We start from the raw sequence: 24132 nt of genomic DNA, 5'->3' as shown, positions 1-24132 counted from the left end.
AAAGCGTCCGTGTTTCATCTTCTACTACGTCTTAGCTGGCGCTTGAATATCCAGAAAACCAATGCCAAAACAAAACCCCCAAGTACGATTTTGGATACAGGAGCAAGGTACTTGTCCACAAGTTCATACTGACTACCCAAGGCGTATCCTGAGTATGTTAGCAAACCCACCCAAGCAGCGCTACCTAAGGTTGTGTAAAAGAGAAATGGTAGCAAGGGCATATTGCTGATCCCTGCGGGAACAGAAATCAAGGTGCGGATTCCCGGTACAAGGCGACCGATTAATATTGCTTTTCTACCTTGTCGGTCAAACCACTCTTTGGCTTTGGTGATATCTTTACTGGATATAGCCAGCCATTTACCATACTTATCAGCCCAAGCTTTTAAACGGGTTTCGCCAAAAAGCTTACCCGGATAATACCAAATAAGTGCGCCCAATACAGAACCCAAAAGTCCTGCAAAAAATACACCAATGATATTCAGCTTTGCCCCTTCTGGTTGATATGGACTTGCTGTAAATCCAGCCAGTGGCATGATCAATTCTGAAGGAATGGGGGGAAAAAGGTTCTCTAAAAACATTAGTAGGGCAATTCCCCAATAGCCAAAATAGTTGATAGTATTAGTTATCCATTCAAGCATTGAGTCAATTCCTGAAATTGCTGCACTGCTCTAGCCCTTGAAATTGAGCGAGAAATCGCTCACTACGAACTTCACAAAATTAATGAAACGAACCACTAGGTTTTGTTTTCTAATTTTTTAGATCCCCTTTTGTCGGTTTTTTAAAAGGACTAGGAAGGATTTAAAGATTTGATATCAAGTTTAAAAACATACTTTAGGGTTTTCTTCTCAGGTTAGGGCTGTAGTGGAGATGAGGCAGAAAAAAAAGACAAGGGAGAAAATTTTACCTTGTCCCCCTCATCCCCCTCTGCCCCTCTTCTTGTTCTAGGCTGTCGGGGTCAACGATTGTACTCTTGGTTCCGATTGCCAGTCTAATGGATTCCAAACTCGATCTTCCAGCGCCATCTGCTCAATCAAACTTGCCAGTCTCAGAGCTTTGAGAGCTTGTTCACCACCTACTGAGGGTTGATTGCCACCATGTACACAGTTGACAAAATGTTCTAATTCTGCACTTAAGGGTTGAATATTGCTGGTGTAAACTTTTTCAATCACACCATCTTGCCTGTAAAGTACTTGTCGGTGGTCAGTGAGAGAATTGGCGCTAGTTTGTCGGTGAATCAAAATTTCATTCTTGAGAAAATCTGCCTCAGTAAATGAATTTTTGCAATGGGCGACAATCCGGCGAATTTTTCGGTGGGTGACTTTACTAGCAGTCAGAGTAGCAACAATACCATTGGCAAACCCCAAGGTGGCAGTTACGTAATCTAAATAACCAGAGTCCAGGGCACGAGTACCGCTAGCAGTCAATTTCGTTACTGGGGAAGCAGCTAATTCCAAAAGTAAGTCGATGTCATGGATCATTAAATCCAGCACAACCGAAACATCGTTTGCCCGATCTGAGTAAGGACTCATCCTGTGGGCTTCTAGCGCCAGCAATGCCTCAGTTTTCAGCACTTGGCTCAGTTCTTTAAAAGCTGGGTTAAAACGCTCAATATGACCTACTTGCAGGATACACCCAGACTCAGCTGCGGCATTTACTAAAGACTCTGCCTCAGAAATACTGGCTGCGATCGGTTTTTCAATCAAAACATGAATTCCCGCTAGCAGACAGTTGATGCCCACGGCATAGTGCAGACGGGTGGGAACAGCTACACAAACTGCTTCCACAAGGGGTAGCAGGTCACAGTAATCTTCAAAAAAACGCACCTTGTAGTTGCTGGCAGTTTCTAACCCTCGCTCAACGTTAATATCTGCCACTCCGACTAGTTCAACATCTTTCATTGAACTCAGCACGCGAGCATGGTGTTGTCCCATGTTACCCACTCCAATCACGCCTATGCGGATCGGTCGTGGCTGGTTGCGCTGTGTATATGGATTCGGTTCTGCCACTGACATGCTATCTTGCACTATTATTATCTCCTCAACCACCAAATTTAGAGACGCTACGGCCGTTGGCGTTTATACTCGAAAGCCAGTTACGATCCGTCTAAAACCATCCAGATGGTAACATAGAGCCTATGTTTATGAAGAATTTCAAAGTTTGTGATCGGTTCCCGTAATCCAGATATCTTTTGTATAGATAGTTCGGGTTTGCTTTGTATTTTGCACTTTCTACAAAAAATATATGTCTTTTTATTAACTTGAAAAAATTCAATCAGACCAAAGTCTAAATTCTCCTCGACATTGCTTCCTGGCATCTTGTTAAGGTGTAATTTAGCGATAGGAAATCCAAAATTTGCAACCGAGATGAAAGCTGTAATTTTGTTATCTGGGGGATTGGACTCTTCCACAATTTTGTACAAAGCTAAGGCTGATGGCTGTGAATGTCATGCCATTTCCTTTGATTACCAGCAGCGACACCGACGAGAGTTACAGTCAGCCTTTTTTGTTGCTCAAAAAGCTGGAATCGTGAAACATCAGGTGGTTAATTTTGACTTACGACAATGGGGCGGTTCAGCACTCACGGACGACGCCATTGATTTACCCCAGGAACGTTCCCTGGATGAAATGTCTCAAAATATTCCTGTCACCTATGTTCCGGCTCGTAATACCATATTCTTAAGCTTTGCTCTTGGTTACGCCGAAGCGATCGCAGCAGAACGTGTCTATATAGGCGTCAACGCCTTAGATTACTCAGGATATCCTGACTGTCGCCCCGACTATATCCAGGCAATGCAGGAAGTTTTTCGCCTCGGAACCAAACAAGGGCGTGAGGGACAACCAATTAATATTGTTGCACCCCTAATCAACCTAAAAAAAACCGAAATCATCCAACTGGGGAACCAATTGGGAGTTCCTTGGGAGCTAACTTGGTCTTGCTATGTCGGTGGAGATGTCGCCTGCGGCGTGTGTGATTCTTGTCGCTTGCGGCTAGCAGCTTTTGCCGAATTGGGACTCGTTGATCCACTGGTATATGCTTATTGAGTTAAAAGTTAGGAGTGAGGAATTAAAATTCATAACTCCTAACTCTTAACTATCAACTCCTAACTCTTCTAACCGTTGCAGTTGAATTTGATGGAGGCGTGGACCAACAATTGACACCACAGTGAATTCAAGATTTTCATAACAGAAGGTTTCGCCTTTTGCAGGAATTTTTTGTAACTGATACAGCAAAAAGCCCCCTAGTGTTTGGTATTCTCTTGTCAAGGGCAAATTGAGATGCAAAACCTCGTTCAGGTCTTCGAGGTTAATTTGTGCCTGCACTAGAAATTTCTGCTCATCTAACATCTGAATCAGTAAGTCGTCGCTGCTTTCAGGAACGCTTGCGTCGCCAATGATTTCGGCAATGACATCTTTGATTGTCACTAGTCCCACAATAGAGCCAAATTCATTCACTACCATGACCATAGCTGGTTTCTCTTGCTGCATCAGTGGCAAAAGTTCACTCAAGGGCGTGTGTTCTGGAACAAACCGGGCGGGACGCATCCAAGGTTGGATCTGTGTCTCTAAACTAAGCTTTCCTACAGCCAAAGGTTGTGCCAAGTCTTTAAAATAAACAATGCCGCGAACATCGTCCAAAGATTCACCAATCACGGGATAGCGAGAGTAACCAGTAGAAGCCATTTCTCTGAGTAATGTCTCGAAGGTAGCATCTTTTGGCAGCGTGACAATACTGGTGCGGGGGATCATTACATCTTGGGCCATGACATCCCCAAACTCAAAGACATTATTGAGCAGTTCTCGCTCCGCACGCTGTAAACCAGTAGACCCCCATTCTGTAGAGATAATCAGTTGCAATTCTTCGGGAGTCACAGGTGGCCTCCAGCCTTGACCTGTGTATTGGATGCCAAAAATCCGCAAAAAGCAACGAGTTGATTGATTGAGAATCCAGATGAAGGGACCAAAAAAACGCACTATCGCTTTTACCGAAGGCCCCAAAAACCTAGCTAGCTGTTCTGAGTACAGCATGGCTAAGGATTTGGGACATAGTTCTCCGATCACAATTTGCAAATAGGCAATCAAGAAAAAGGCAATGGGAATTGATAGAGAATGCGCCAGGAAGGTAGTCATGCTACTTGGTAAAGGCCAGGATTTTAACCATGCATTCACTAGCACGACAATCGTACTTTCTCCAATCCATCCCAGTGCCAAACTAGAAAGGGTAATACCTAACTGGGTGGTAGATAGCAGTCGGTCAATACTACGTTGTAGCATCTCGACAGCGATCGCTGGAATATCCCCAGCCTTAACTAGCTGGTGAATACGCGATCGCCGCACACTTACCATCGAAAATTCCGCCGTCACAAAAAAGGCATTTATGGCAATCAGTAGTAGCACTGACAACAACCGCAGCGCCACATCTGTCCAAATTAAATTAGGAAAACCACTCACTGCCAAAGCTCGTGTAAAACTCACGCCCTCCATTTTTGGATTTTGGATTTTGGATTTTGGATTAAGTTTTGGGGATTAGGGATTAGGCAAATTGTTTAGTACCATGTGCCCAATCTAAAATCTAAAATCTAAAATCTAAAATTGTCTCTCCTACCTTTCTACAGGAATATTCGACGCTTCTAGCTTCAATTTTTGAGCGGGATAATCAGTCAGAGCGAGTGATATCTTCTTGACATCATCAAGTAAAGCTGTAGGAATGCTCACTGTACCGGAAAATGTTGGTCCATTTGCAGGCAATTCTGTTGGTAAACCTTCTGTACTAGCACTCAGGGTTCGTCCTTTATCATCGGTAACATCTAAAAAACTATACAGGAAGCGCACAGAATCCTTACCTTTGTTCTGCATTTTAACTTTCAGTAGCAAATCACCACCAGAGTAGCGGACAGATTGCACAGCCATAGTTACACCTTCACTCTGGGCAGTAACTGGAAAACCTGGCTGGGGTTTTTCTTCAACCACTTGTGGGGGTTTTTCCTCTGGCTTCTGCTTGCTGCTATTGGTTTCTTCATCATCTTCCTCTAGCTTTTCCGATTTAGCAGCCTTGGTTTTACCGTCAATTCGCGCCTTGACAATTTTCAGGATCTCTTCCTCTTTTAATAACACTAGCCCTCCCTGTTGAGAGCTATTTGTCTTATTGCTGGCAAATTTGGTTGTGGGACGCCCATCTGGTGTAGTAACGCCTTTAAGTGCTGAACTCCCCAGTTCAAACCCCAAAAACGCGCTCACAGAACCTGCTCCCATCATCAGGATTAACAAAATCAAAGTAAGAAGTACAGTAGAATTTATCTTCATCGCTGACAAGCTATCACAAAAGAATGCTGGTCTATTTAAGGATAGTGAAGCTTTTGACCTCAATCCTTAAAGGAACTTAATCAATATTAGTTTGCACTATTTCATGATCTAATTATGTAGTATAAAAATCTGGTAAACTATTGTTGAGTATTCACAGGTGGTAAATCTGTGCTATTATTACGCAATTGGCTAAACTCAATGTATGAGGAATTTTCCTCACTCTAATTAGCAAATCAGGTTGACCTAAGAGTTGAAGTAATTGACTCAGAGGAAGCCGAAACCCAAGGAAACACGCGCCTTTGGCCGATTGGGGAGGCAGCGAACTCATAATTCGCCTTCAGGCTGGTTCGATTCCAGCAGGGCGCACTGAATCAATAAAAAGCAGTAATGTGTTGTATTACCAGATACTCAATGATGATTGGGAGATCAGTAATACTGAATTATATTGAGCATTGACATCCTGGTTCAACTCCTCCAGTCAGGATTTAATGAGTGCTGAGTCATGAGTTATGAGTCTTAATTAACTCCTCACTTTTTCCCATCCTTAAAACTTTAGGCTAACCTCACTTTTAATTTTTAACTCTCCTCTCAGCACTCAGCACTGTTACCGAGGTGGTATTTCAAACCGGAATTCAGTTCCTACTTTGAGTTTGTTGCTATTCAAACGAGGAGACATCATCAGCGATGTGTCATAAGGATTTGGCAAATCAAGAGTACGAATATAAGGATCGTTGCCAACTTGCTGAGTCAGGACATCATGATATAAAGTGTTAACCAACTCAGCATCGTGGGCAATTTCATTTTCTGGGAAGGAACCACCGAAACTGGAACCAGATCCTAAAAATGAGTCTAGCTGACGCTTGAGGCTGCCATTTTCGTAGAAATTGCGATCGTGACGAAAAAAAGCTCTTTCAAATACATCATTGGTAGTTTCATAATTGGGTGTTGCGGTTTGGGCAGATGCAACAGAGGGAAAAGCAATACAAGCAGCAAGCAGCACCAAGAAACCACCAAAGGTTTTTAATTTTATACGCACGTTTCTGACTCCTCAATTTTTGTTTTAGGCGAATCTTAATTTATGCTTAAGTTCAGAACTCTGATGAGTTCAACCTTTGGTGTAGCACAACTTTTAATGTTTTGTAATGACGTATCCTACTGAAACTCTTACCCACTCAGATATTTGGGCAACCACTGCTGATTTGACCACATTGCGCCACAAGCTACTAGATTTATTTTGCCAACTTGCTTATCAAGAGGGTGATTTTCTCCTCTCTTCTGGGCTACGTAGTTCTTATTACGTCAATAAGACACAGGTAACACTCCATCCTCAAGGCGCTTTGGCGGTCGGACGCTTGCTGTTTCCTTTGTTACCTGTAGATACACAGGCTGTGGGTGGTTTAACATTGGGGGCTGACCCAATTGTGACAGCAGTGAGTCTAGTTTCTGTTTATGAAAACCGACCGATACCAGCGCTGATTATTCGCAAGGAAACCAAGGGTTATGGGACGAAAGCTTATATAGAAGGCCCCAGTTTACCAGAAGGTGCAAAAGTAGTAGTTTTGGAAGATGTGGTCACAACTGGGCAATCTGCTCTGAAAGCGGTTGAGCGTCTTAAAGATGCAGGTTATACTGTAAATCAAGTAATTTCACTGGTAGACCGACAACAGGGAGGAGGTGAGCTGTACCAGTCAGCTGGGTTGAAGTTTGAAACTTTGTTTTCGATTCCAGAAGTTCAGGAACGCTACCGAGAACTTGCAAATTCATGAACAATAGGACTTCTACTAATTCGTAATTAAGAATTACAAATTAGTAGAAGTCCTTAATATGAAACAATGGGTGTCGGCTAATAACCAAGCCTTTTTTGTGGAGTACTTGATTAATCAGTGTAGCGATGGTTTCTACTTCATTAAGTTTACCGTTTTCGGTGTATTCCTCACTCAACAAAATACTTATTTTCCGGTAAAAAATATTTCTCTATATCTTGGCTGCGATCGCTCGCCCCAGTCAAGCTTTAATAGGATACTTATTGGCTTACTTAGTAAGTTGTGATTTGAACCTTGGTAATTTTTGTCTAATCACACGGAAATAATTTCTTTTAGCTTCGTTTAAGGATGCGATCGCAATCTCTTACTTTTAGAGGCAGGGTAAGCGCATCTAAATTAGACTTGACAAAAAACATCGTTTATGTATAAACGAAAAAATCCTTATTTCTCGTTTGTGACGATAAATAATGACTCGACATTTGTTAAGGCCAGCAGCGGGATTTGAACTCGCGACCTTCCGATTACAAGTCGGATGCACTACCACTGTGCTATGCTGGCAAGTTTGACAGTCGCTCTCAAATAGCAACCACAATTTTTAATTGTACCATAATCAACTTATTTGTCTAGCTATAATTCCTAAAAAATATCTCCTTCTTCCTAAATTAGGCTAAAAGACCAGAGATTTTGGCAATATCGCTGCTTTTGTGCCCCCTAGATGGTTTAAGCTGCGTAGCAATTGTGATCAAACAGAAAAAAATCAGTGATCAGAATCACTGATAAAGTTGATAAATTAATATTCTTAGCAAAAGCTAACTCAAATTCTGGGCTGGATGCAAAAATATCTGGTACAGTTTTAAAACTGTATTTTTTTGAGCCGGCTGGTAAAGCAACAGAAATATATAATTGTTCTTTACACATCGGAAGCATGGCAGCTTTGATCGGACGAGATTTATTAAGTCTGGCGGACATCAGTCCTACAGAACTTCAAGAACTTCTGCAATTGGCAACTCAACTTAAATCACAACAGCTGAAGTTGCAGTGTAATAAAGTTTTGGGGTTGTTGTTCTCCAAAGCTTCAACTCGCACGCGGGTAAGTTTTACTGTGGCGATGTACCAACTGGGTGGACAGGTAATCGATCTCAATCCCAATGTCACTCAAGTTAGTCGCGGGGAACCTTTGCAGGATACGGCGCGGGTGTTAGATCGATATTTGGATATTTTGGCAATTCGCACTTTTGCACAGCAGGAATTGGAAACTTTTGCTCATTATGCGAAGATTCCGGTAATTAATGCGCTTACCGATGCAGAACATCCTTGTCAAGTATTAGCGGATTTATTGACGATTCAAGAAGGCTTTGGCACCCTTGCCGGGTTAACTTTAAGCTACGTGGGTGATGGAAATAATGTGGCTAATTCTCTGATGTTGGGCTGTGCTTTGGTGGGGATGAATGTTAAAATTGCTACCCCTAGCGGATATGAGCCAGATTCTAGGATTGTAGAACAAGCAAGAGCGATCGCTAATCACAAAACTGAAGTCCTCCTCACTCATGATCCAGAATTAGCCGCTAAGGGAGCTGCTGTACTTTATACTGATGTTTGGGCGAGTATGGGGCAAGAAGCAGAAGCAGGCGATCGTCTGCCAATTTTCCAGCCTTACCAAATTTCCGAGCAGCTATTGAGGCTTGCTAATCCAGAGGCAATTGTTTTACACTGCTTACCAGCCCATCGTGGTGAAGAAATTACTGAAGCAGTTATTGAAGGTTCCCAATCACGAGTTTGGGAACAAGCAGAAAATCGCCTGCACGCCCAAAAGGCTTTACTTGCCAGTATCTTAGGGGCAGAATGAAAAAAGACGCGATTAATCGCGTCTGTACAGGAGTTAGGAGTCAGAATAGCTAGTGTGCGATTGGCTCCTGACTACTATCTTGGTAAAAAATCCAAAATAAATGGGTAAAAGAAAAGAGAATATTGTTTCTTTTGCCTTTCATATTTTTACTTTTCTCTTGTTATGGGGAGTTTTTTGTAGTACTAATGTTCTAGAGACATTTATAATCACTTCCTGCAAATTTATGGAACGTCTAACGGAAGCTCAACAAGAACTTTACGAATGGTTGGCAGAATACATCCGATCGCACCAGCATTCGCCTTCAATTCGGCAAATGATGCAAGGGATGAACTTGAAGTCACCAGCACCAATTCAAAGTCGCTTAGAACATTTACGTACTAAGGGATATATAGAATGGACTGAAGGCCAAGCGCGAACGATTCGGATTTTGCATGCTGTGAAGCAAGGTGTACCAATTTTGGGGACGATCGCTGCTGGTGGTTTAATAGAACCATTTACTGATGCTGTAGATCATTTAGACTTTTCTAATTTCTCATTACCTCCCCAAACCTACGCTTTGCGAGTAGCTGGCGATAGCATGATTGAAGATTTAATTGCTGATGGCGATGTGGTATTTTTGCGTCCAGTAGCAGAACCAAATCATTTGAAAAATGGCACTATCGTCGCCGCCAGAGTTGATGGATTCGGCACCACTTTAAAACGTTTTTATCGCCAAGGCGATCACGTTACCCTCAAACCAGCAAATCCTAAGTACAACCCCATTGAAGTCAGTGCTATACAAGTGCAGGTGCAAGGTTCTCTCATTGGTGTTTGGCGCGGTTACAACTGAGTAATGGGGAATGGGGAATGGGGAATGGGGAGTGGGGAGTGGAGAGTGGGGAAGATGAGGGAGAAATAACCAATGTCCAATACTTCAACAACGCTCAATACTTCGGCTTACCTCGACTCGTCTCGGCACGAGTCGCTCAGTACGAGTGCCCAATTCCCATTAATTAGGGTTCGTTACCATCTTTGTGCTTAACATATGTACCTGACGCAAAATTCAGTGCAGCAACTGCCCACTTTCCGGTTGAAATTACCGTTTGCAAGGGAAAGTAAGGGCAGTTATTACACTTCGCAACCATTACCAGGATGCCCAAGAATGCCTCCGTCTTTGCAATTGCGGCAATATCAGCGCCAAGCGATCGCTAGCTGGTTTACCAACAATGGCAGAGGGACGCTGAAAATGGCTACTGGTAGTGGTAAAACGATTACTGCACTAGCGATCGCTTGTGAATTATATCAGCAGATTAATTTACAAGTTTTGTTGGTGATATGTCCCTATCGCCATCTTGTCACCCAATGGGCGCGAGAATGTGAAAAATTTAATTTGCAACCCATTTTAGCTTTTGAGAATTTACGCACTTGGCAAAGTCAACTTTCCACGCAAATTTATAATCTGCGTTCTGGTTCTCAACGGTTTGTGACTGTGATTACTACGAACTCCACATTAATTGGAGATGGATTTCAGTCTCAACTCAAATATTTTCCCGCCAAAACTTTAATTATTGGGGATGAGGCGCATAATTTAGGCGCACCCAAGTTAGAAGAAAGTTTACCGCGTCGCGTTGGGTTGAGACTGGCTTTATCTGCCACACCGGAGAGATATTTTGATGATTTTGGTACGCAATCTATATTTGATTATTTTGGCCCAGTTCTCCAGCCAGAGTTTACTTTGAGGGATGCGATCGCTCAAGGTGCTTTGGTACATTATCTGTATTATCCGGTGTTGGTAGAGTTAACTGAAGCAGAAAGCATTGCCTATTTAAAGTTAACTAAAAGAATTGGGCGATCGCTACTGTATCGGGATCGAGAAAATGGCGAATCTGGATTTGAAGACAATGAAGATTTAAAGCCGTTGTTGATGCAAAGAGCAAGATTAATTGGTGCAGCGGAAAATAAATTAACCGCTTTACATGAATTAATGACAACTCGCCGCGAAACTACTCACACTCTTTTTTATTGTAGCGATGGTTCACAAGATGCAGGACAACGTTCATCCCTACGTCAACTTAAAGCTGTTGCTAAAATTTTGGGAGTGGATTTAGGGTACAAGGTAAGTACCTATACGGCTCAAACAACTTTACAAGAAAGGGAAACATTACGCCATCAATTTGAAAGTGGCGAGTTGCAGGGTTTGGTAGCAATTCGTTGTTTAGATGAAGGTGTTGATATTCCGGCAATTCAAACTGCGGTGATTTTATCAAGTTCTGGTAATCCTCGCCAGTTTATTCAGCGACGGGGGCGAGTTTTGCGTCCTCATCCGGCTAAAGAACGCGCGACAATATTTGACATGATTGTTTTGCCACCAGATTTAGATAGAGAAACTATAGAAGTTGAGCGTAATCTTTTGAAAAAGGAATTGCGTCGCTTTGTAGAGTTTGCTGATTTGGCTGATAATGCTGGTGAAGCAAGAATGAAGTTACTTGATTTACAAAAGCGATATGGGTTATTAGATATTTGATGATCAACCAGAGAATAGTTGTCTTTTTTTGTAAAATTTTTAGAGTTTTGAAAAAAGAAGCATTAAGTATGAAATAATAAAGTTATGACCTTAATTATAATGGGATGTAAGTAAAAATTTTAAAGTTGCTTACATCCCATTGTAATATAAATTATTAATATTGATAATAACAGAAAATGATTAAACAATAAAGTGTTTTTTCAAATAAAAGTAGGATTTTAAAGATAACGCAAACAGTGGCTTTACGGAGGTTATTGCAGCACTAGAGAAAGTTAAAATATAGAAAAAGTATATTTCAAAATTTAATATGTCACAAGAGGCGAATATCGACGATGTACAGGAGCCAATAACCAGCGCTTCACCGGAAGTACGGCAAATTATTGAGCGGGTATGGAAGCTGGAAAAAGGCAGGCTAGATAAGAAGATTAATAGCCATATAAATGATAATATTTTGGACATTATTAAGGAAGAGGTGCGATGAAGCTGACTTCAATGAAGCTATGCAACTTTCGCTCCTTTTATGGTACGACACCAGAGATGATCCTGGCTGGGGGAGATGCTCACAACACGACAATTATTCATGGCAATAATGGCTCTGGTAAAACTAGCTTACTAAATGCCTTTACGTGGGTACTGTATGATAAATTTAGTGCAGCGTTTGCATCGATAGAGCAGTTAGTAAATAAGCGTGCGATCGCAGAAAATCAAAAAGGTCAAGCTGTAGAATGTTGGGTAGAAATTGGCTGGGAACATGAAGGTAAACGCTATCGAGTTAAACGCGCCTGTCGGGGTTACAAAAATGAAAGTGACTTTGATGCAGGCAAAACTCAATTAACCATGTGGGTTGGTGGGGACGATGGTAAATGGAATATACCAAATCAGCAACCAGACGATATAATCAATCAAATTTTACCGGCTACTTTACATCAATATTTTTTCTTTGACGGCGAACGAATTGAAGAAATCGTTCGTTCTGACAAAAAAGCTGAAATTGCCGAAGCTACAAAAATTTTCTTAGGTGTGGAGGTAATCAACCGTTCCATCAGACACTTGGGAGATGCTAAAAAAACTTTAGAAAATGAGTTAAAAGCTATTGGGGATTCCGAAACTAAACAACTTTTACGACAGCAAGAAAAGATAGAACGAGAGCGTGAACGCATTACTAAACGGCAAACGGAAATTAAAGAAGAGTTAGAATATCAACAAACTTTTAAAAAAGAGACAAGTAACCGTTTGCGAGAACTTAGTGCTGCTAAGGAATTGCAAGAAAGATGGCAGGATTTAGAATCACAGAAAGCGGCGAATCAAGAAGAATATAAAAAAACCAAAGAAGCGCTAAAAAAAGTTATTTCTGCGCGAGGTTATACCGTTTTACTGTCAGAGACAACAGCACAGTTCCGAGGAATTATCAATGATTTGAAGCAGCGAGGCGAGTTAACATCAGGAATATCACGGGAATTTGTAAATGATTTACTCAATTCTCAGCGCTGTATTTGTGGCACAGAATTACACGAGGGTAATCATTCTCATACTCATGTGACTACCTGGTTAAATAGAGCAGGTTCCTCAGCGGTGGAAGAAACTGCAATTCGCATGAGCGCACAAGTAGATGAAATTGATAAGCAAGCGATAGGATTTTGGGAAGAAGTTGATAGAGAACAAACTAGGATTAATCAATTAAGGCAAAGTATATCCCAAATTGAAGGCGATTTAGACAATATTCAAGAACGGTTGCGAAAAGATGCTAATGAAGAAATTAGCAGTTTACAAAAACGGTTAGATGAAATTGAAAGTAAAATTGATGAATTGAATCGAGAACAGGGTGCAAATCAGCAGCAAATTGCTCAACTCACAACTGAAATTGAGGGTTTAAATAAACAACTTGCTAAACAAAAGCTGAATGAAGACAAGCAAACTTTAGCACAGCGACGGATTAACGCCACTCAAGATGCAATTGAACGGTTAACAGAAGTCCGAAATCGTCAAGAGCAACAATTTCGCCTACAACTAGAAAAGCGAGTCCAAGAAATATTCACAGAGATTTCTGTAACTCCATACATTCCTAGAATTAGCGATAAATATGAACTGACATTAGTAGAAAATACTACAGGGATAGAAGCGCCAGTTGCAGCATCCACTGGGGAGAATCAAATTCTCAGTTTATCTTTTATTGCCAGCATCATTGACAAAGTGCGGGAATGGAGTGAGAAGCGGAAAATGATGATGATTCCCGATAGTAACACTTTCCCAATTGTCATGGATTCACCCTTCGGTAGTTTAGATGAAAGTTCACGGCGACACATTGCTAAAACAATTCCCCAATTAGCGAATCAGTTGATAGTTTTAGTTACTAAGACTCAGTGGCGGGGTGAAGTAGAAGTAGAAATGACAGGCAGAATCGGTAGAGAATATGTGCTTACGTATTATTCATCTAAGCCAGATTGCGAACAAGATTATATTGAGTTAGCTGGGGAAAAATATCCTTTGGTGAAACAAAGTCCGAACGAGTATGAATATACTGAAATTATCGCAGTTGAACGTAATGTTTAAAGGATGAAGTTATGGTTGCGAGTCCAGACAGAAAGTATATGACTCCCCAGGAATACTTGGAATGGGAAGAACACCAAGATATTAAATACGAATATATCAATGCTAAAGTTTTCGCCATGAATGGGGGTACTATTCCCCATACTACTATTGCTCTCAATTTGGCTTCGGCGTTAAAAAGTTACTTACGAGGGGGGTTCGTGTCGCGCTTTTATGGCGGATGCAAAAGTAGGCGTATCTGAAAATGGGCCGTTTCACTATCCAGATGTTGTGGTGAGTTGTGATGAACGGGACAGACAAGCGATTAAATTTATTCAGTATCCTTGTTTAATTGTCGAAGTTCTTTCCTCTAGTACAGAAGCTTACGATAGAGGCGAAAAATTTACACAGTATCGCCGTATCGAGACTCTACAAGAATATGTCCTCATTGACGCTGAAAAAGTTAGTTTAGATTGTTTTCGGTTAAATGAGAGAGGAATCTGGGAGTTACATCCTTATGAAGGAGGGGATGAAGTTTATTTAACTAGTGTTGATTTTCACTTTCCTATTTCTTTGGTTTATAAGGATGTTCAGTTTTCAATATAAGTTTTGAAGAAACGAACCGCAGAGGCACAGAGAACGCGGAGAAAAGAGAGGAGATAAGATAGTTATTAGAGTATATCGTGCTAGTAATCCTGAAGAACCGCAAGTGTATAGCCGTGATGAGGTGGCTGAAGCTGAATCGGCAGTACCAGGATGGACTATGTTAGTGGGTAATTTGTTTGTTTAAGCGAGCAGATGTAACAGTATCAAATAGCACAGAGTTATGTACGTAGGTAAAGCCCGCTGTAGGCATCGCTTTTTGCTTTCGGTTAAAATAGCAACAATGTAAATATTAGTATCATGGCTGAAACTGGCAGAATCAGGGTTGCTAAAGATAAGGCTGAGTTGGTGAAAGATTTAACATCTTCAGATGGTGGAACAGGTCCTTTTCAGACTTTTGCTGATGTGATTGTGTTTGCAGCAGCTTTGGGTGCAAAGCATAAAAAGCGGGTGGCTTTGGGAGAGATTTCTAAAAGAGAACCGTCGCCAATACCCCAAGAACAGTTTATAGTCAGGGGATATAATACGGTAATAAATTTAATAGCAATTGCTGAAACTCAAGATATAAAAGTTTTATCTCTCCAAGAAGGAAACAATAACGAAAAACGTAATTATATTTTTGAAGAATATGCCAATGGTGGACTTGAAATATTACAATCAGAAATCCGGGGTGCAGTAGATTATTCGGAAAGAATTTTATTGATTCTCAGTCATGAAAGGTTTCAAGATAACTCCGAAGAAGAGGATTTTGATTTAAGCAAATTTCTTTCATAAATCATCATAATGAGTAAAGCACAACAGCCAGCAAATTAACATAGTTTAATTTATTATTGTGAATGTTTTTCTCATATTAAGGTATATAAAACTCAGAAAAAGGGTGATGCTCTTAATAAACCCATATTACTTTTATCTATAATTGACCTAATTACACAAGATTTAATAACAGATAATCGTATCACCACATCAGATGAATTAATTGATACCTTCAAGAAGTATTGGGAAGTACTTGCATCTAGTACTTTTAAGGGAAGTGATTTTGCCCTTCCTTTTTTTCATCTAAAAAATGATCATGGGAAATTTTGGCATTTTAAGTATAGTTATAGATATGATGGTGGTCGTCCGCAAACAATTCCTAAACTTAAGGAAGATGTTGACTATGCATATTTTGATGATGAACTATTTAATTTCATTAAAGATGAAATTTCTAGGCAAATATTAATTGATGCACTTGTTTCGGCTTGGCTTCCACCTGAAAATAACACGGTAGAAAATTTTTTAAACATTAACCAAAATTTTTAATATGTCCCCTTAAAAATAGACAAAACTATTGATTATAGTAATTTAGATGCTAATCCTACATGGAGGTTAAGAAAAGCAGTAATTAGAAATGCTTTTTTCAGAAAAGCAATTGTAAATATTTATGATTACAAATGCGCTTTTTGTGGGCTGAAAGTAACTAAATCTGTAAGTCAAAATATCGTTGATGGCGCACACATAAAGCCATTCTCACAATTCTATGACAGTAGAATCCATAATGGAATAGCACTGTGTAAAAACCATCATTGGGCATTTGATAGGGGTTGGTTTGCTGTAGATGAGCAATACAAAATTATAGTTACTAATGATTTGGAAGAAGCATCTCCCCATGCTAAACCTATGAAAGATTTTGATGGTGAAACAATAGTTCTACCAAATACAGAGCAACACTTTCCAGAACTGGAAGCGCTGCAATGGCATCGCCAAAATATATTTCAAGCATAATTACAGGGTAGGTGGAAGCCCTACCGCTTTCGGTTCAACAAACTTGCCCTCAAAACCTATTGTTGTATCTTCCGTAGTCCTAGCATCTGCCAAAGCCTTACGCAGTTCAGCACGTTCCATCTGTTCTTGAATTCCACCCAGGATGTAAACCAATAACTTCGCCGCCAAATCTCGTCCCGCAACCTGCACCCGCTTTTTATTTGGGTCATACAAAACCCCATACCACAGAGATTGGGGATATTCCATGCCACTAAAACCACCTTGCTGGTCAAACTTCCGCAGCTTCTTAAAAATATCTGCCAGCGAGAAACCTTTTTTAAATACCAAAATTCCCAAAGCTTGCGCCAATGCAACTTGAGCAACCGGACGGAAAAGCATATTTCCTTCACCTCCATCCTTCTCAAAGCTGAACCTCCGCAAAGCTGGTGTATCCTCGTGTTCTAAAATTTTATAACTGGAAAGACTAGCTAAATAATCAAATAGCTTCCTGAATTCCTCAATTCCCTGCTCAAGTTCTTCATCCTCTGGACGCATGGGAATTAGACCTTTCTCCAAGGGTTTCCAGTGGGGGAACTTTTGAGCCAAATATCGCTCAGACATATCTTGCAGAGCTTGCAAAGTCGTTAAAACTGTAGAATTGGAAGCCACTGTTGCACTATTCCAATTGACGCGGGGATTGCGCTCTTGTCGTTGTTCTAATAGTGGATGTGTAACTGCAATTTTTCTAGCAACGATCGCAAAACCATCATCCTCATTCAACTGTGTTAGTTGCCCTTTAGTCAAGGGTGCAGCCATCAGGTTGACATGAACAAAAATCGATCTTACCCTCCGCCTCGCCTGAGTCCGAGTTTCCCCAGGCGCTACTGCACAGATGAACTCAATACCGATTTTTTCCTTCGGTAAATTTTGCAAGTAAGCAAGGTCTACTTGGTACTTTTCTATCAAATCATTGACTGTAATAAAACTGTCATCAGCACCTTTATCTTTTTTACATCGCTGGAGTTTACGAGTTTTGATTAACTCCATCAACCCCTGAACCCCCATTAATCGGTGTTGACCATCTAGTGCATAAATGGTCACATCATCCTCAGAAATATTTAGCAGACCTACTTTGCCGTCTTTATCTAGAGGTATAAAATCAGTAGTAGATTTTGTGGCGCGTCCTTCACTATCCCACTCAGCAGCTTTGGGATTATCCACCCACGGTTGATTAATCACCACCAGCACTGGTGGAAATTTATGATTTTGTCGAGCGGCTAAATACTGCACTAGCGGCGCTTGACGTGACCAATCAAGGGGACGTTGCTGAATTTCATCAATACTATCCGCGTCAATCTCGACATTATCAGTCTCTGGATTGTATTTTTTCTGAAACAGAGGTAAGCCAGAGGCAAAGTGAACCCGACCTGCAAACCATTCCAGTGTAACGGAGCTAACATAAGCCTCAGTACCGCCCATCTCGGTTTTTTGAACGAGAATCTGATCTTTTCTCCCTAAAAACTTCTCTAAGAGTAAAGCTAGTACCTGTTTTTCCTTGTTTTCTCGTTCCAAGTATTCTTTCGCGATGTCAGCAGTTGGGTCAGATGTACTATCTTTCATGTTAATTTTTAAAACTTGTGTATAAAATATGAAATTACAATTCGTGTTAAGATTATGGATTTATTAATTTTTTGCCTTAAAGTCTGTAAAATACAAAAGCTACCCTCAGAGCAATTCAAGGAAGGGTGAAAAATATCCATGTTTCAATAGGTAAGGAGAAATGGCTACAGCACAACAGCAAGAAGATAAAAATCAGCAAGTACGTACTGTAGCAGAGTTAGTGGAATATATCCAAGCTCTCACCACTGAAATTCAAGAATTATACTGTTTAGATGAGATACCTTGGGTGGTGGGCTATTCGGGCGGAAAAGATAGTACTGCCACTTTACAGCTTATCTGGAATGCGATCGCAGCACTCCCCCTGGAAAAGAGAACTAAAACAATCCATGTTATTACAACTGATACGCTGGTAGAAAACCCTGTGGTTTCTGTTTGGGTCCGTAACTCTTTAGAACAGATGAAAGCTGCTGCTAAAGAGCAAGAAATGCCAATTGAACCCCATTTGCTTTATCCTGCAATTAAGGATACCTTTTGGGTAAACTTAATTGGGAAAGGCTACCCAGCGCCGCGAAACAGATTTAGATGGTGTACTGAACGCCTTAAAATTCAACCATCTGACAGCTTTATCCGTGCAGTTATTAGGTCTAGTGGTGAAGTAATTCTTGTCTTAGGTACACGCAAGGCTGAAAGTACTAAACGTGCTGCTACGATGGCTAAACATAGAGAATGGCGGGTACGTGATCACATAAATACTAATCCTAACCGACCTAACTCATTGATTTATCTTCCTATCGAAGATTGGCGTACTGATGAAGTTTGGATTTACTTAAATCAGTGGCAGAATTCTTGGGGATATAGCAACAAAGACTTGTTCACCATGTATCGAGGTGCAACAGCCGATAATGAATGTCCATTAGTTGTTGATACTTCTACTCCTAGCTGCGGTGATTCCCGATTTGGCTGCTGGGTTTGTACAATTGTTAGTAAGGATAAATCGATGGAGGCAATGATTCAAAATGATGAAGAGAAAGAATGGATGCAGCCTCTATTAGATATTCGCAATGAATTAGACATTAAACAAGACTGGGACAAAAGAGACTTTAGAAGGATTTGGGGAGATGTCCAACTATTTGAGCGCAATAAAGATGGGGAAACAACTGTTGTACCAATACCTGGCCCCTATACAAAATATTGGCGGGAACATTGGCTCAGACGATTATTAGAAGCGCAAACAGAAACCCGTCGTACAGCGCCAGAAAATATGCGCGACATTACCCTAATTACTCTCGAAGAAATGAGCGAAATTCGCCGCATTTGGCTAGAAGATAAACATGAATTTGATGATAGCTTACCTCGGATTTATCAAGAAGTGACTGGCGAAGAATTTCAAGACCCCCGTCCTGGTGCTGACTATAGCCTACTAGGTCGTGATGAATGGATAGTATTAGAAGAAATCTGTGAAGGTGACGCGATGCACTTAGAACTCATGGCAAAATTGTTAGACACAGAACGCCAGTATCGCAAAAAGACTCGTCGTGTGGGAATATACGAAACCCTAGAAAAATGTTTTAATACAAGTTCCCGTTCTCCAGAAGATGCGATTAAAAATGCTCGTTTGAAACGCGAATTAAGCGAAGCAGTTAGTCAAGGTGATGTTGCAAAAGTCAAGCAGATGACTTTGGGCGATGTTGCAGCAATCAATGAAGTAGATGAAGGTAAAAGTGAAAGTGATGAACAAGTAACTTGGGCAAGTATGAAATTTAAAAAAGAAAATTCAGAAGAATAAAATACCCAGCCATTAGAAATCGCAACTATGCAGACAAGACACAAAGCGACTTCCCGAAGGAAAAACCGCCTACGCAAGTTGAATAAAAATGAGGTCAAATTTTACGCAATTATATGTGGGCAAGAATAAATAAAACTATATTACGCAATGTAATAAATTTACACTGGCTTGTAGTAAGAGCTTTAGCCCTATTTGTTCGCGTAGCGGACGCACTAGAAGGCTTCAGTCCTCAGTAAAAACTTTTAACTGGTATTTAATAATCTTAAAAATTAATGATATTTCTTGAACTTGTTTTACAAAACTTTGGCCCCTACAGAGGGAAACAGGTAATCAATCTTAACCCAAAAATTGATGAGGAAAACTCATACCCAATTATCCTCTTAGGTGGAATGAATGGCGGCGGAAAAACTACGCTTATGGATGCCATCCGTCTCGCCCTTTATGGCCCCCGCGCCCAATGTTCCACCCGTGGTAATTTAAGTTATAACGATTTTCTCAATCAATGTGTTAACAGCAAAATAGATCTAGTTGCAGACACCCGTATTGAATTACTTTTTGAACATATTGAAAACGATAAGCCAATAAAATACCGTGTTGTGCGTAGTTGGACAAAAAATCCTAAAGACGGTAAAGATACATTAGGTATTTTAGGTGACAGTGATACATGGCCTGATGCTTTAGTTAATATCTGGGATGAATATATTGAAAATATTTTACCATTAGGTATTTCTAACTTATTTCTCTTTGATGGTGAACAGGTTAAAGAACTTGCACAACAGGAAACACCACCACCATTTGTAGTAGATGCAATTCGTGGACTTTTAGGGTTAGAATTGGCAGACCGTTTAGCAGTTGATTTAGATATCCTAGTTAACCGTAAACTCAAAGAAGTTGGTAATAGTAAAGATTTAGCAAACCTAGAGGAAATTGAAACTAGGTTAACCCAACAGCAAGAAGATTATCAAACAACAGGAGAAAAATTAGAAACTCTCAAAAATCAGGTAGAAGAGTTAGAACAAAAGCAGCAAGAAGCCTTTGATAAATTTATTTATGATGGTGGAAAGATTGCAGCAGAACGCAATCAACTAGAACTACAACAGGATACAAAAAGTGCGGAAATAGAACAAGTACGTCAGTCGATGTGTGAATTAGCGGCTGATGTTTTACCCCTAGCATTAATTCCCAATTTACTTACTCAGGTGCAAGCACAGGGCGAAAAAGAATTTCGTCATCAACAGGTGCAAATTTCCAAAGATTTGTTGATTGAGCGAGATCAGCGCTTACTAACTTGGCTAAATCAAGTGGAAATTTCCCCGATACAAGTTGAAAAAATACAATCATTTCTAGTCCAAGATGTAGATAGTTTATATGCAAAGACTATACAGATAGAAGCACCTTGGCTATTAGCCGATGATGAAACTTTAAGTCAGCTAGATAATCTCATATATCACTTACAAAATACTAAACTTTCTGCTAAAGAGAAATTAGCTATTCTCAAAAATCAAGAAGAAGAAATTCATACTCTAGAAAGACAAGTGCAAACAGCAGCAGCACCAGAAGATTATACCAAGCTGCGTCAAGCACTAGAAGCGGCACAAAATCAAGTTGTTGAAGCTAAAGCAAATTACGAAACAATCCGCCGCCGTTTAGCTGAATTAGAAACTATTATTGCCAAGTCAAAAAAGGAATTAAGTGAATATACAGTAGAAAACATTAAACATAAAAATAACGAACATATTATTACATCAGCAGCAAAAGTTCAAGACACACTCAAGATTTTTCGTGAAAAATTAACCCTGCGAAAACTCAATAAATTAGAGGAAGAAGTTAAAAATTGCTTCCTTTATCTCCTGCATAAATCAGACTTAGTGCATCGTATCACCATTGATACCAAGACTTTTAGCCTTTCCCTTTATGATTTAAATGGTAAACCTGTCCCTAAACATCGCCTCTCTGCTGGCGAAAAACAATTACTAGCGATCGCCTTTCTCTGGGGACTAGCAAAAGTCTCTGGACACCGCCTACCAGTAGCAATCGATACCCCACTAGGTAGACTAGATTCCTCCCACCGCAGTAACTTAGTTGAACGTTACTTTCCATCCGCTAGCCATCAAGTAATTTTGCTATCTACGGATACCGAGATTGGCAAGAAAGAAGTCGAAACACTGCGAAAAAATGAAGCGATCGCCCGTGAATATCTTCTCAAATATGACTCCGCCACCCGCCAAACAACTATCCAAGCAGGATATTTTTGGTAGTAGATATTATTCAGGACTTACGCACGGGTTATGAAAGAACGAACCACAAGAGACACAGAGAAGCCAGTGCGTTGGGCGGGTTCCCCGACTTGTAGCAACTGGCGCGACACGGAGGAATGAGAGTTTGAGAGGTTTTTTGCGTAAGTCCTATTATTAAAAAATTGAGCGCTCGTAATTTCAAAATTATGGAATCCCCAATCGAAAGAATAAAACTCTCTCAAGCAGCCAAAGACCAACTTACCAAACTTAGACGCAGCACCAAAATCGACCAATGGAATATCCTATGTCGTTGGGCGTTTTGTCGCTCCCTCGCAGAATCAACCGCACCCTCCCCCGTCCCAATTCCCCAAGATAGCAACGTCGAAATGACTTGGCGCGTCTTTGGCGGCGAAATGTCCGATATTCTCCTCCTCGCCCTCAAGCAACGCTGTCACAATGACGGCTATCCCACCGACAAAGAAACCCTCGCCACCCAATTCCGCCTGCATTTGCATCGCGGTATTGGCTACTTAGCAGGCGATCCAAATATCAAGAAAATTGAAGATTTAATTGAACTAGCGGTTAAAAATTGAAAGGATATTAGTTGACTGTTAACTGTTCACTGTTAACTGACAACTAATATTATGCCTGAAGCGCTAGAAATTGAGCGTCATAGAGCTGCGATCGCTCGTACTGATTTATCTCGCCCCGTGCGATTGGCAATAGAATGGGCAATTCTGAATCAAGACACCACTTTTTTTGACTACGGTTGCGGCTACGGTGGTGATGTGCAGCGAATAGGTGATTTAGGCTACAGCAGTACAGGCTGGGACCCTTACTACCATCCCGATGTCCCACGCACCGCCGCTGATGTGGTCAATTTGGGTTACGTCCTCAACGTTATTGAAGATTCAGAAGAACGCCGTCAAAGCCTTCGCCAAGCTTGGGAACTCACCGGGAAAGTTTTAATTGTCGCTGCTCAAATACTGATTAACGCTCCCAGCAAAACCCAGCTTGCTTACAATGATGGGATTGTGACACGCCGCAATACTTTTCAGAAATATTACGAACAACAAGAACTCAAAACTTATATTGATCAGGTGCTAAATGTAGATGCAGTACCGATAGCGCTAGGCGTCTACTTTGTTTTTCGAGATGAAGCCGAAAAAGAGAGTTACAAAGCTATCCGCTTCTTTTCTACCACTTCTACACCGCGAGTCCGCATCCCCACTAAGCGGTTTGAAGACTATCAAGAACAGCTGCAACCACTCATGGCTTTTTTTACCAAGCGCGGTAGACTACCTACCAAAGGTGAATTGGAAAATGAACAGGAATTACTGAGTGAATTTGGTAACTTCCGCCGCGCTTTTGGTGTAGTTTTACAAGCTACCGACGAAGCAGAATGGGATGCGATCGCTTATCGTCGTTCTCTGGATATTCAAGTTTATCTTGCCCTCACCCACTTTGATCAACGCCTCGCATGGCAGAAGCTAGCCCCAGAAATGCGTCATGATATCAAAGCCTTTTTTAGTAGCTATGAAGAAGCTTGTCAAGTAGCCGACCAAAAACTTTTCAGCTTAGGCAAATCTGGAGTGATTCAAACTGCTTGCGAAAAAAGCAAAATTGGTAAACACACGCGCGGTGCCCTTTACATCCATGTTTCGGCACTAGCAGCACTTGACCCCGTGCTACGAATTTGTGAAGGTTGCGCTAGCCGTACCATTGGGCGTGTAGATGGAACCACACTGATAAAATATCACACTGATAAGCCGCAAATATCCTATCTGTGTTACCCTAAGTTCGACACTGACCCCCATCCAGCATTAAAAGCTAGTATAACTATTGACTTAAAAACCCTAGTTGTCACTCACCGAGACTATGCAACTAGGGAAAATCCGCCAATTTTGCATCGGAAGGAAACATTTGTTACCAGCAACTACCTTGGCTACGAAGAATTTGTTAAACTCACGCAACAAGAAGAGGAATTAGGATTGCTCAATCACAAAAGCGATATCGGTACGCGAGAAGGTTGGGAAAAATGCCTTGCTGCACAGGGGGTAGAAATTAGGGGGCATCAGGTTTATTCAATTAAGGAAAATTAAGAAATAATCACACTGTTAGAGCATTGCTGATATGTATCTTAAATAAAGAAAATCTTAGCAGATTTGTGTGCTTACACGAAATTACACAGCAGCTATGGCAAGATAA

At 40.9% G+C, this 24132-nt stretch carries 20 protein-coding genes, 2 tRNA genes and 2 pseudogenes; 17 read left to right on the top strand and 7 right to left on the bottom strand.

From position 1 onward, the window contains the following. Positions 1–14 precede the first annotated feature (14 nt). Complete coding sequence (locus tag V7K46_RS31520) at positions 15–638, bottom strand: DedA family protein (protein ID WP_335120316.1); 624 nt, start codon at positions 636–638, stop codon at positions 15–17. 303 nt (positions 639–941) lie between these two features. Continuing rightward, the gene (locus V7K46_RS31515) at positions 942–2024 is read right to left on the bottom strand and encodes a Gfo/Idh/MocA family oxidoreductase (RefSeq protein ID WP_334722757.1); all 1083 of its coding nucleotides are present in this window, start codon (positions 2022–2024) and stop codon (positions 942–944) included. Between the two features lie 339 nt (positions 2025–2363). Between V7K46_RS31515 and queC the strand changes: the two genes are divergently transcribed. Continuing rightward, complete coding sequence (gene queC / locus V7K46_RS31510) at positions 2364–3041, top strand: 7-cyano-7-deazaguanine synthase QueC (RefSeq protein ID WP_335120314.1); 678 nt, start codon at positions 2364–2366, stop codon at positions 3039–3041. 45 nt (positions 3042–3086) lie between these two features. On the opposite strand, the gene V7K46_RS31505 is transcribed toward queC, so the two are convergent. Next, positions 3087–4481 carry a hemolysin family protein gene (locus tag V7K46_RS31505; RefSeq protein ID WP_335120311.1) on the bottom strand — a complete coding sequence of 465 codons (1395 nt, stop codon included), beginning with the start codon at positions 4479–4481 and terminating at the stop codon, positions 3087–3089. Between the two features lie 117 nt (positions 4482–4598). After that, on the bottom strand, positions 4599–5300 hold the full coding sequence (locus V7K46_RS31500; protein ID WP_298919563.1) for a hypothetical protein: 702 nt from the start codon (positions 5298–5300) through the stop codon (positions 4599–4601). 293 nt (positions 5301–5593) lie between these two features. Between V7K46_RS31500 and V7K46_RS31495 the strand changes: the two genes are divergently transcribed. After that, a tRNA-Ile gene (locus V7K46_RS31495) sits at positions 5594–5666 on the top strand. Positions 5667–5904: 238 nt separating this feature from the next. Here V7K46_RS31495 and V7K46_RS31490 read toward each other — a convergent pair. After that, on the bottom strand, positions 5905–6336 hold the full coding sequence (locus V7K46_RS31490) for a hypothetical protein (RefSeq protein WP_335120309.1): 432 nt from the start codon (positions 6334–6336) through the stop codon (positions 5905–5907). A gap of 106 nt (positions 6337–6442) precedes the next feature. Between V7K46_RS31490 and pyrE the strand changes: the two genes are divergently transcribed. Further along, a complete protein-coding gene (gene pyrE / locus V7K46_RS31485; RefSeq protein WP_335120307.1) occupies positions 6443–7066 on the top strand; it encodes an orotate phosphoribosyltransferase in 624 nt (207 codons plus the stop codon). A gap of 58 nt (positions 7067–7124) precedes the next feature. Next, complete coding sequence (locus V7K46_RS31480; protein ID WP_335120305.1) at positions 7125–7349, top strand: hypothetical protein; 225 nt, start codon at positions 7125–7127, stop codon at positions 7347–7349. A 200-nt stretch (positions 7350–7549) separates the two neighbouring features. Here the strand turns inward: V7K46_RS31480 and V7K46_RS31475 are convergent. After that, positions 7550–7621: transfer RNA gene (locus V7K46_RS31475), tRNA-Thr, on the bottom strand. A gap of 367 nt (positions 7622–7988) precedes the next feature. Between V7K46_RS31475 and argF the strand changes: the two genes are divergently transcribed. The 9 genes and pseudogenes from argF to V7K46_RS31430 form a co-directional block, all read left to right on the top strand. Then, positions 7989–8909, top strand: a complete 921-nt coding sequence (gene argF / locus V7K46_RS31470) for an ornithine carbamoyltransferase (RefSeq protein ID WP_335120371.1) — start codon at positions 7989–7991, stop codon at positions 8907–8909. Between the two features lie 223 nt (positions 8910–9132). Beyond that, positions 9133–9738 carry a transcriptional repressor LexA gene (lexA, locus tag V7K46_RS31465; protein WP_335120303.1) on the top strand — a complete coding sequence of 202 codons (606 nt, stop codon included), beginning with the start codon at positions 9133–9135 and terminating at the stop codon, positions 9736–9738. 17 nt (positions 9739–9755) lie between these two features. Next, a complete protein-coding gene (locus V7K46_RS31460) occupies positions 9756–9905 on the top strand; it encodes a hypothetical protein (RefSeq protein WP_335120301.1) in 150 nt (49 codons plus the stop codon). Between the two features lie 28 nt (positions 9906–9933). Then, positions 9934–11412, top strand: coding sequence for a DNA phosphorothioation system restriction enzyme (locus tag V7K46_RS31455; protein ID WP_335120299.1), 1479 nt, complete (start codon positions 9934–9936; stop codon positions 11410–11412). Positions 11413–11719: 307 nt separating this feature from the next. Continuing rightward, positions 11720–11893 (top strand): hypothetical protein, encoded by a 174-nt coding sequence (locus V7K46_RS31450; protein ID WP_335120297.1) that lies wholly within the window; start codon positions 11720–11722, stop codon positions 11891–11893. After that, a complete protein-coding gene (locus tag V7K46_RS31445) occupies positions 11890–13962 on the top strand; it encodes an AAA family ATPase (protein ID WP_335120295.1) in 2073 nt (690 codons plus the stop codon). The genes V7K46_RS31450 and V7K46_RS31445 overlap by 4 nt, the downstream gene beginning before the upstream one ends. A gap of 11 nt (positions 13963–13973) precedes the next feature. Beyond that, positions 13974–14544: pseudogene (locus tag V7K46_RS31440) on the top strand (Uma2 family endonuclease). A 297-nt stretch (positions 14545–14841) separates the two neighbouring features. Then, positions 14842–15315, top strand: a complete 474-nt coding sequence (locus V7K46_RS31435) for a DNA phosphorothioation-associated protein 4 (RefSeq protein ID WP_298919537.1) — start codon at positions 14842–14844, stop codon at positions 15313–15315. Between the two features lie 540 nt (positions 15316–15855). After that, positions 15856–16125: pseudogene (locus V7K46_RS31430) on the top strand (HNH endonuclease); the annotation flags it as partial. A gap of 177 nt (positions 16126–16302) precedes the next feature. Here V7K46_RS31430 and V7K46_RS31425 read toward each other — a convergent pair. Further along, positions 16303–17901 carry a DGQHR domain-containing protein gene (locus tag V7K46_RS31425; RefSeq protein ID WP_335120293.1) on the bottom strand — a complete coding sequence of 533 codons (1599 nt, stop codon included), beginning with the start codon at positions 17899–17901 and terminating at the stop codon, positions 16303–16305. 160 nt (positions 17902–18061) lie between these two features. On the opposite strand from V7K46_RS31425, the gene dndC reads away from it, so the two are divergent. The 4 genes from dndC (at position 18062) to V7K46_RS31405 (ending at position 24026) form a co-directional block, all read left to right on the top strand. After that, positions 18062–19687 (top strand): DNA phosphorothioation system sulfurtransferase DndC, encoded by a 1626-nt coding sequence (gene dndC / locus V7K46_RS31420; protein ID WP_335120291.1) that lies wholly within the window; start codon positions 18062–18064, stop codon positions 19685–19687. Between the two features lie 272 nt (positions 19688–19959). Further along, positions 19960–21945 (top strand): DNA sulfur modification protein DndD, encoded by a 1986-nt coding sequence (gene dndD / locus V7K46_RS31415; RefSeq protein ID WP_335120289.1) that lies wholly within the window; start codon positions 19960–19962, stop codon positions 21943–21945. Between the two features lie 185 nt (positions 21946–22130). Then, positions 22131–22517 (top strand): DNA sulfur modification protein DndE, encoded by a 387-nt coding sequence (gene dndE, locus V7K46_RS31410; protein WP_335120287.1) that lies wholly within the window; start codon positions 22131–22133, stop codon positions 22515–22517. Between the two features lie 51 nt (positions 22518–22568). Further along, positions 22569–24026: a DNA phosphorothioation-associated putative methyltransferase gene (locus tag V7K46_RS31405; RefSeq protein ID WP_335120285.1), complete on the top strand. Its 1458-nt coding sequence runs from the start codon at positions 22569–22571 to the stop codon at positions 24024–24026. Positions 24027–24132: the final 106 nt, after the last annotated feature.

The sequence above is a fragment of the Nostoc sp. genome, from assembly GCF_036917395.1.
GTDB lineage: Bacteria > Cyanobacteriota > Cyanobacteriia > Cyanobacteriales > Nostocaceae > Nostoc.
This window is presented reverse-complemented; position numbering and strand designations above follow the sequence as displayed.

What these genes read in the sequence shown, in the direction of transcription:
- dndC (WP_335120291.1), top strand. Translation starts at nt 18,062, where the DNA reads ATGGCTACAGCACAACAGCAAGAAGATAAAAATCAGCAAGTACGTACT.
- V7K46_RS31480 (WP_335120305.1), top strand. Translation starts at nt 7,125, where the DNA reads ATGAAACAATGGGTGTCGGCTAATAACCAAGCCTTTTTTGTGGAGTAC.
- V7K46_RS31460 (WP_335120301.1), top strand. Translation starts at nt 9,756, where the DNA reads ATGGGGAATGGGGAGTGGGGAGTGGAGAGTGGGGAAGATGAGGGAGAA.
- V7K46_RS31500 (WP_298919563.1), bottom strand. Translation starts at nt 5,300, where the DNA reads ATGAAGATAAATTCTACTGTACTTCTTACTTTGATTTTGTTAATCCTG.
- V7K46_RS31435 (WP_298919537.1), top strand. Translation starts at nt 14,842, where the DNA reads ATGGCTGAAACTGGCAGAATCAGGGTTGCTAAAGATAAGGCTGAGTTG.
- V7K46_RS31445 (WP_335120295.1), top strand. Translation starts at nt 11,890, where the DNA reads ATGAAGCTGACTTCAATGAAGCTATGCAACTTTCGCTCCTTTTATGGT.
- V7K46_RS31455 (WP_335120299.1), top strand. Translation starts at nt 9,934, where the DNA reads ATGTACCTGACGCAAAATTCAGTGCAGCAACTGCCCACTTTCCGGTTG.
- V7K46_RS31425 (WP_335120293.1), bottom strand. Translation starts at nt 17,901, where the DNA reads ATGAAAGATAGTACATCTGACCCAACTGCTGACATCGCGAAAGAATAC.
- V7K46_RS31505 (WP_335120311.1), bottom strand. Translation starts at nt 4,481, where the DNA reads ATGGAGGGCGTGAGTTTTACACGAGCTTTGGCAGTGAGTGGTTTTCCT.
- dndD (WP_335120289.1), top strand. Translation starts at nt 19,960, where the DNA reads ATGATATTTCTTGAACTTGTTTTACAAAACTTTGGCCCCTACAGAGGG.
- dndE (WP_335120287.1), top strand. Translation starts at nt 22,131, where the DNA reads ATGGAATCCCCAATCGAAAGAATAAAACTCTCTCAAGCAGCCAAAGAC.
- lexA (WP_335120303.1), top strand. Translation starts at nt 9,133, where the DNA reads ATGGAACGTCTAACGGAAGCTCAACAAGAACTTTACGAATGGTTGGCA.
- V7K46_RS31405 (WP_335120285.1), top strand. Translation starts at nt 22,569, where the DNA reads ATGCCTGAAGCGCTAGAAATTGAGCGTCATAGAGCTGCGATCGCTCGT.
- V7K46_RS31450 (WP_335120297.1), top strand. Translation starts at nt 11,720, where the DNA reads ATGTCACAAGAGGCGAATATCGACGATGTACAGGAGCCAATAACCAGC.
- V7K46_RS31520 (WP_335120316.1), bottom strand. Translation starts at nt 638, where the DNA reads ATGCTTGAATGGATAACTAATACTATCAACTATTTTGGCTATTGGGGA.
- queC (WP_335120314.1), top strand. Translation starts at nt 2,364, where the DNA reads ATGAAAGCTGTAATTTTGTTATCTGGGGGATTGGACTCTTCCACAATT.
- argF (WP_335120371.1), top strand. Translation starts at nt 7,989, where the DNA reads ATGGCAGCTTTGATCGGACGAGATTTATTAAGTCTGGCGGACATCAGT.
- pyrE (WP_335120307.1), top strand. Translation starts at nt 6,443, where the DNA reads ATGACGTATCCTACTGAAACTCTTACCCACTCAGATATTTGGGCAACC.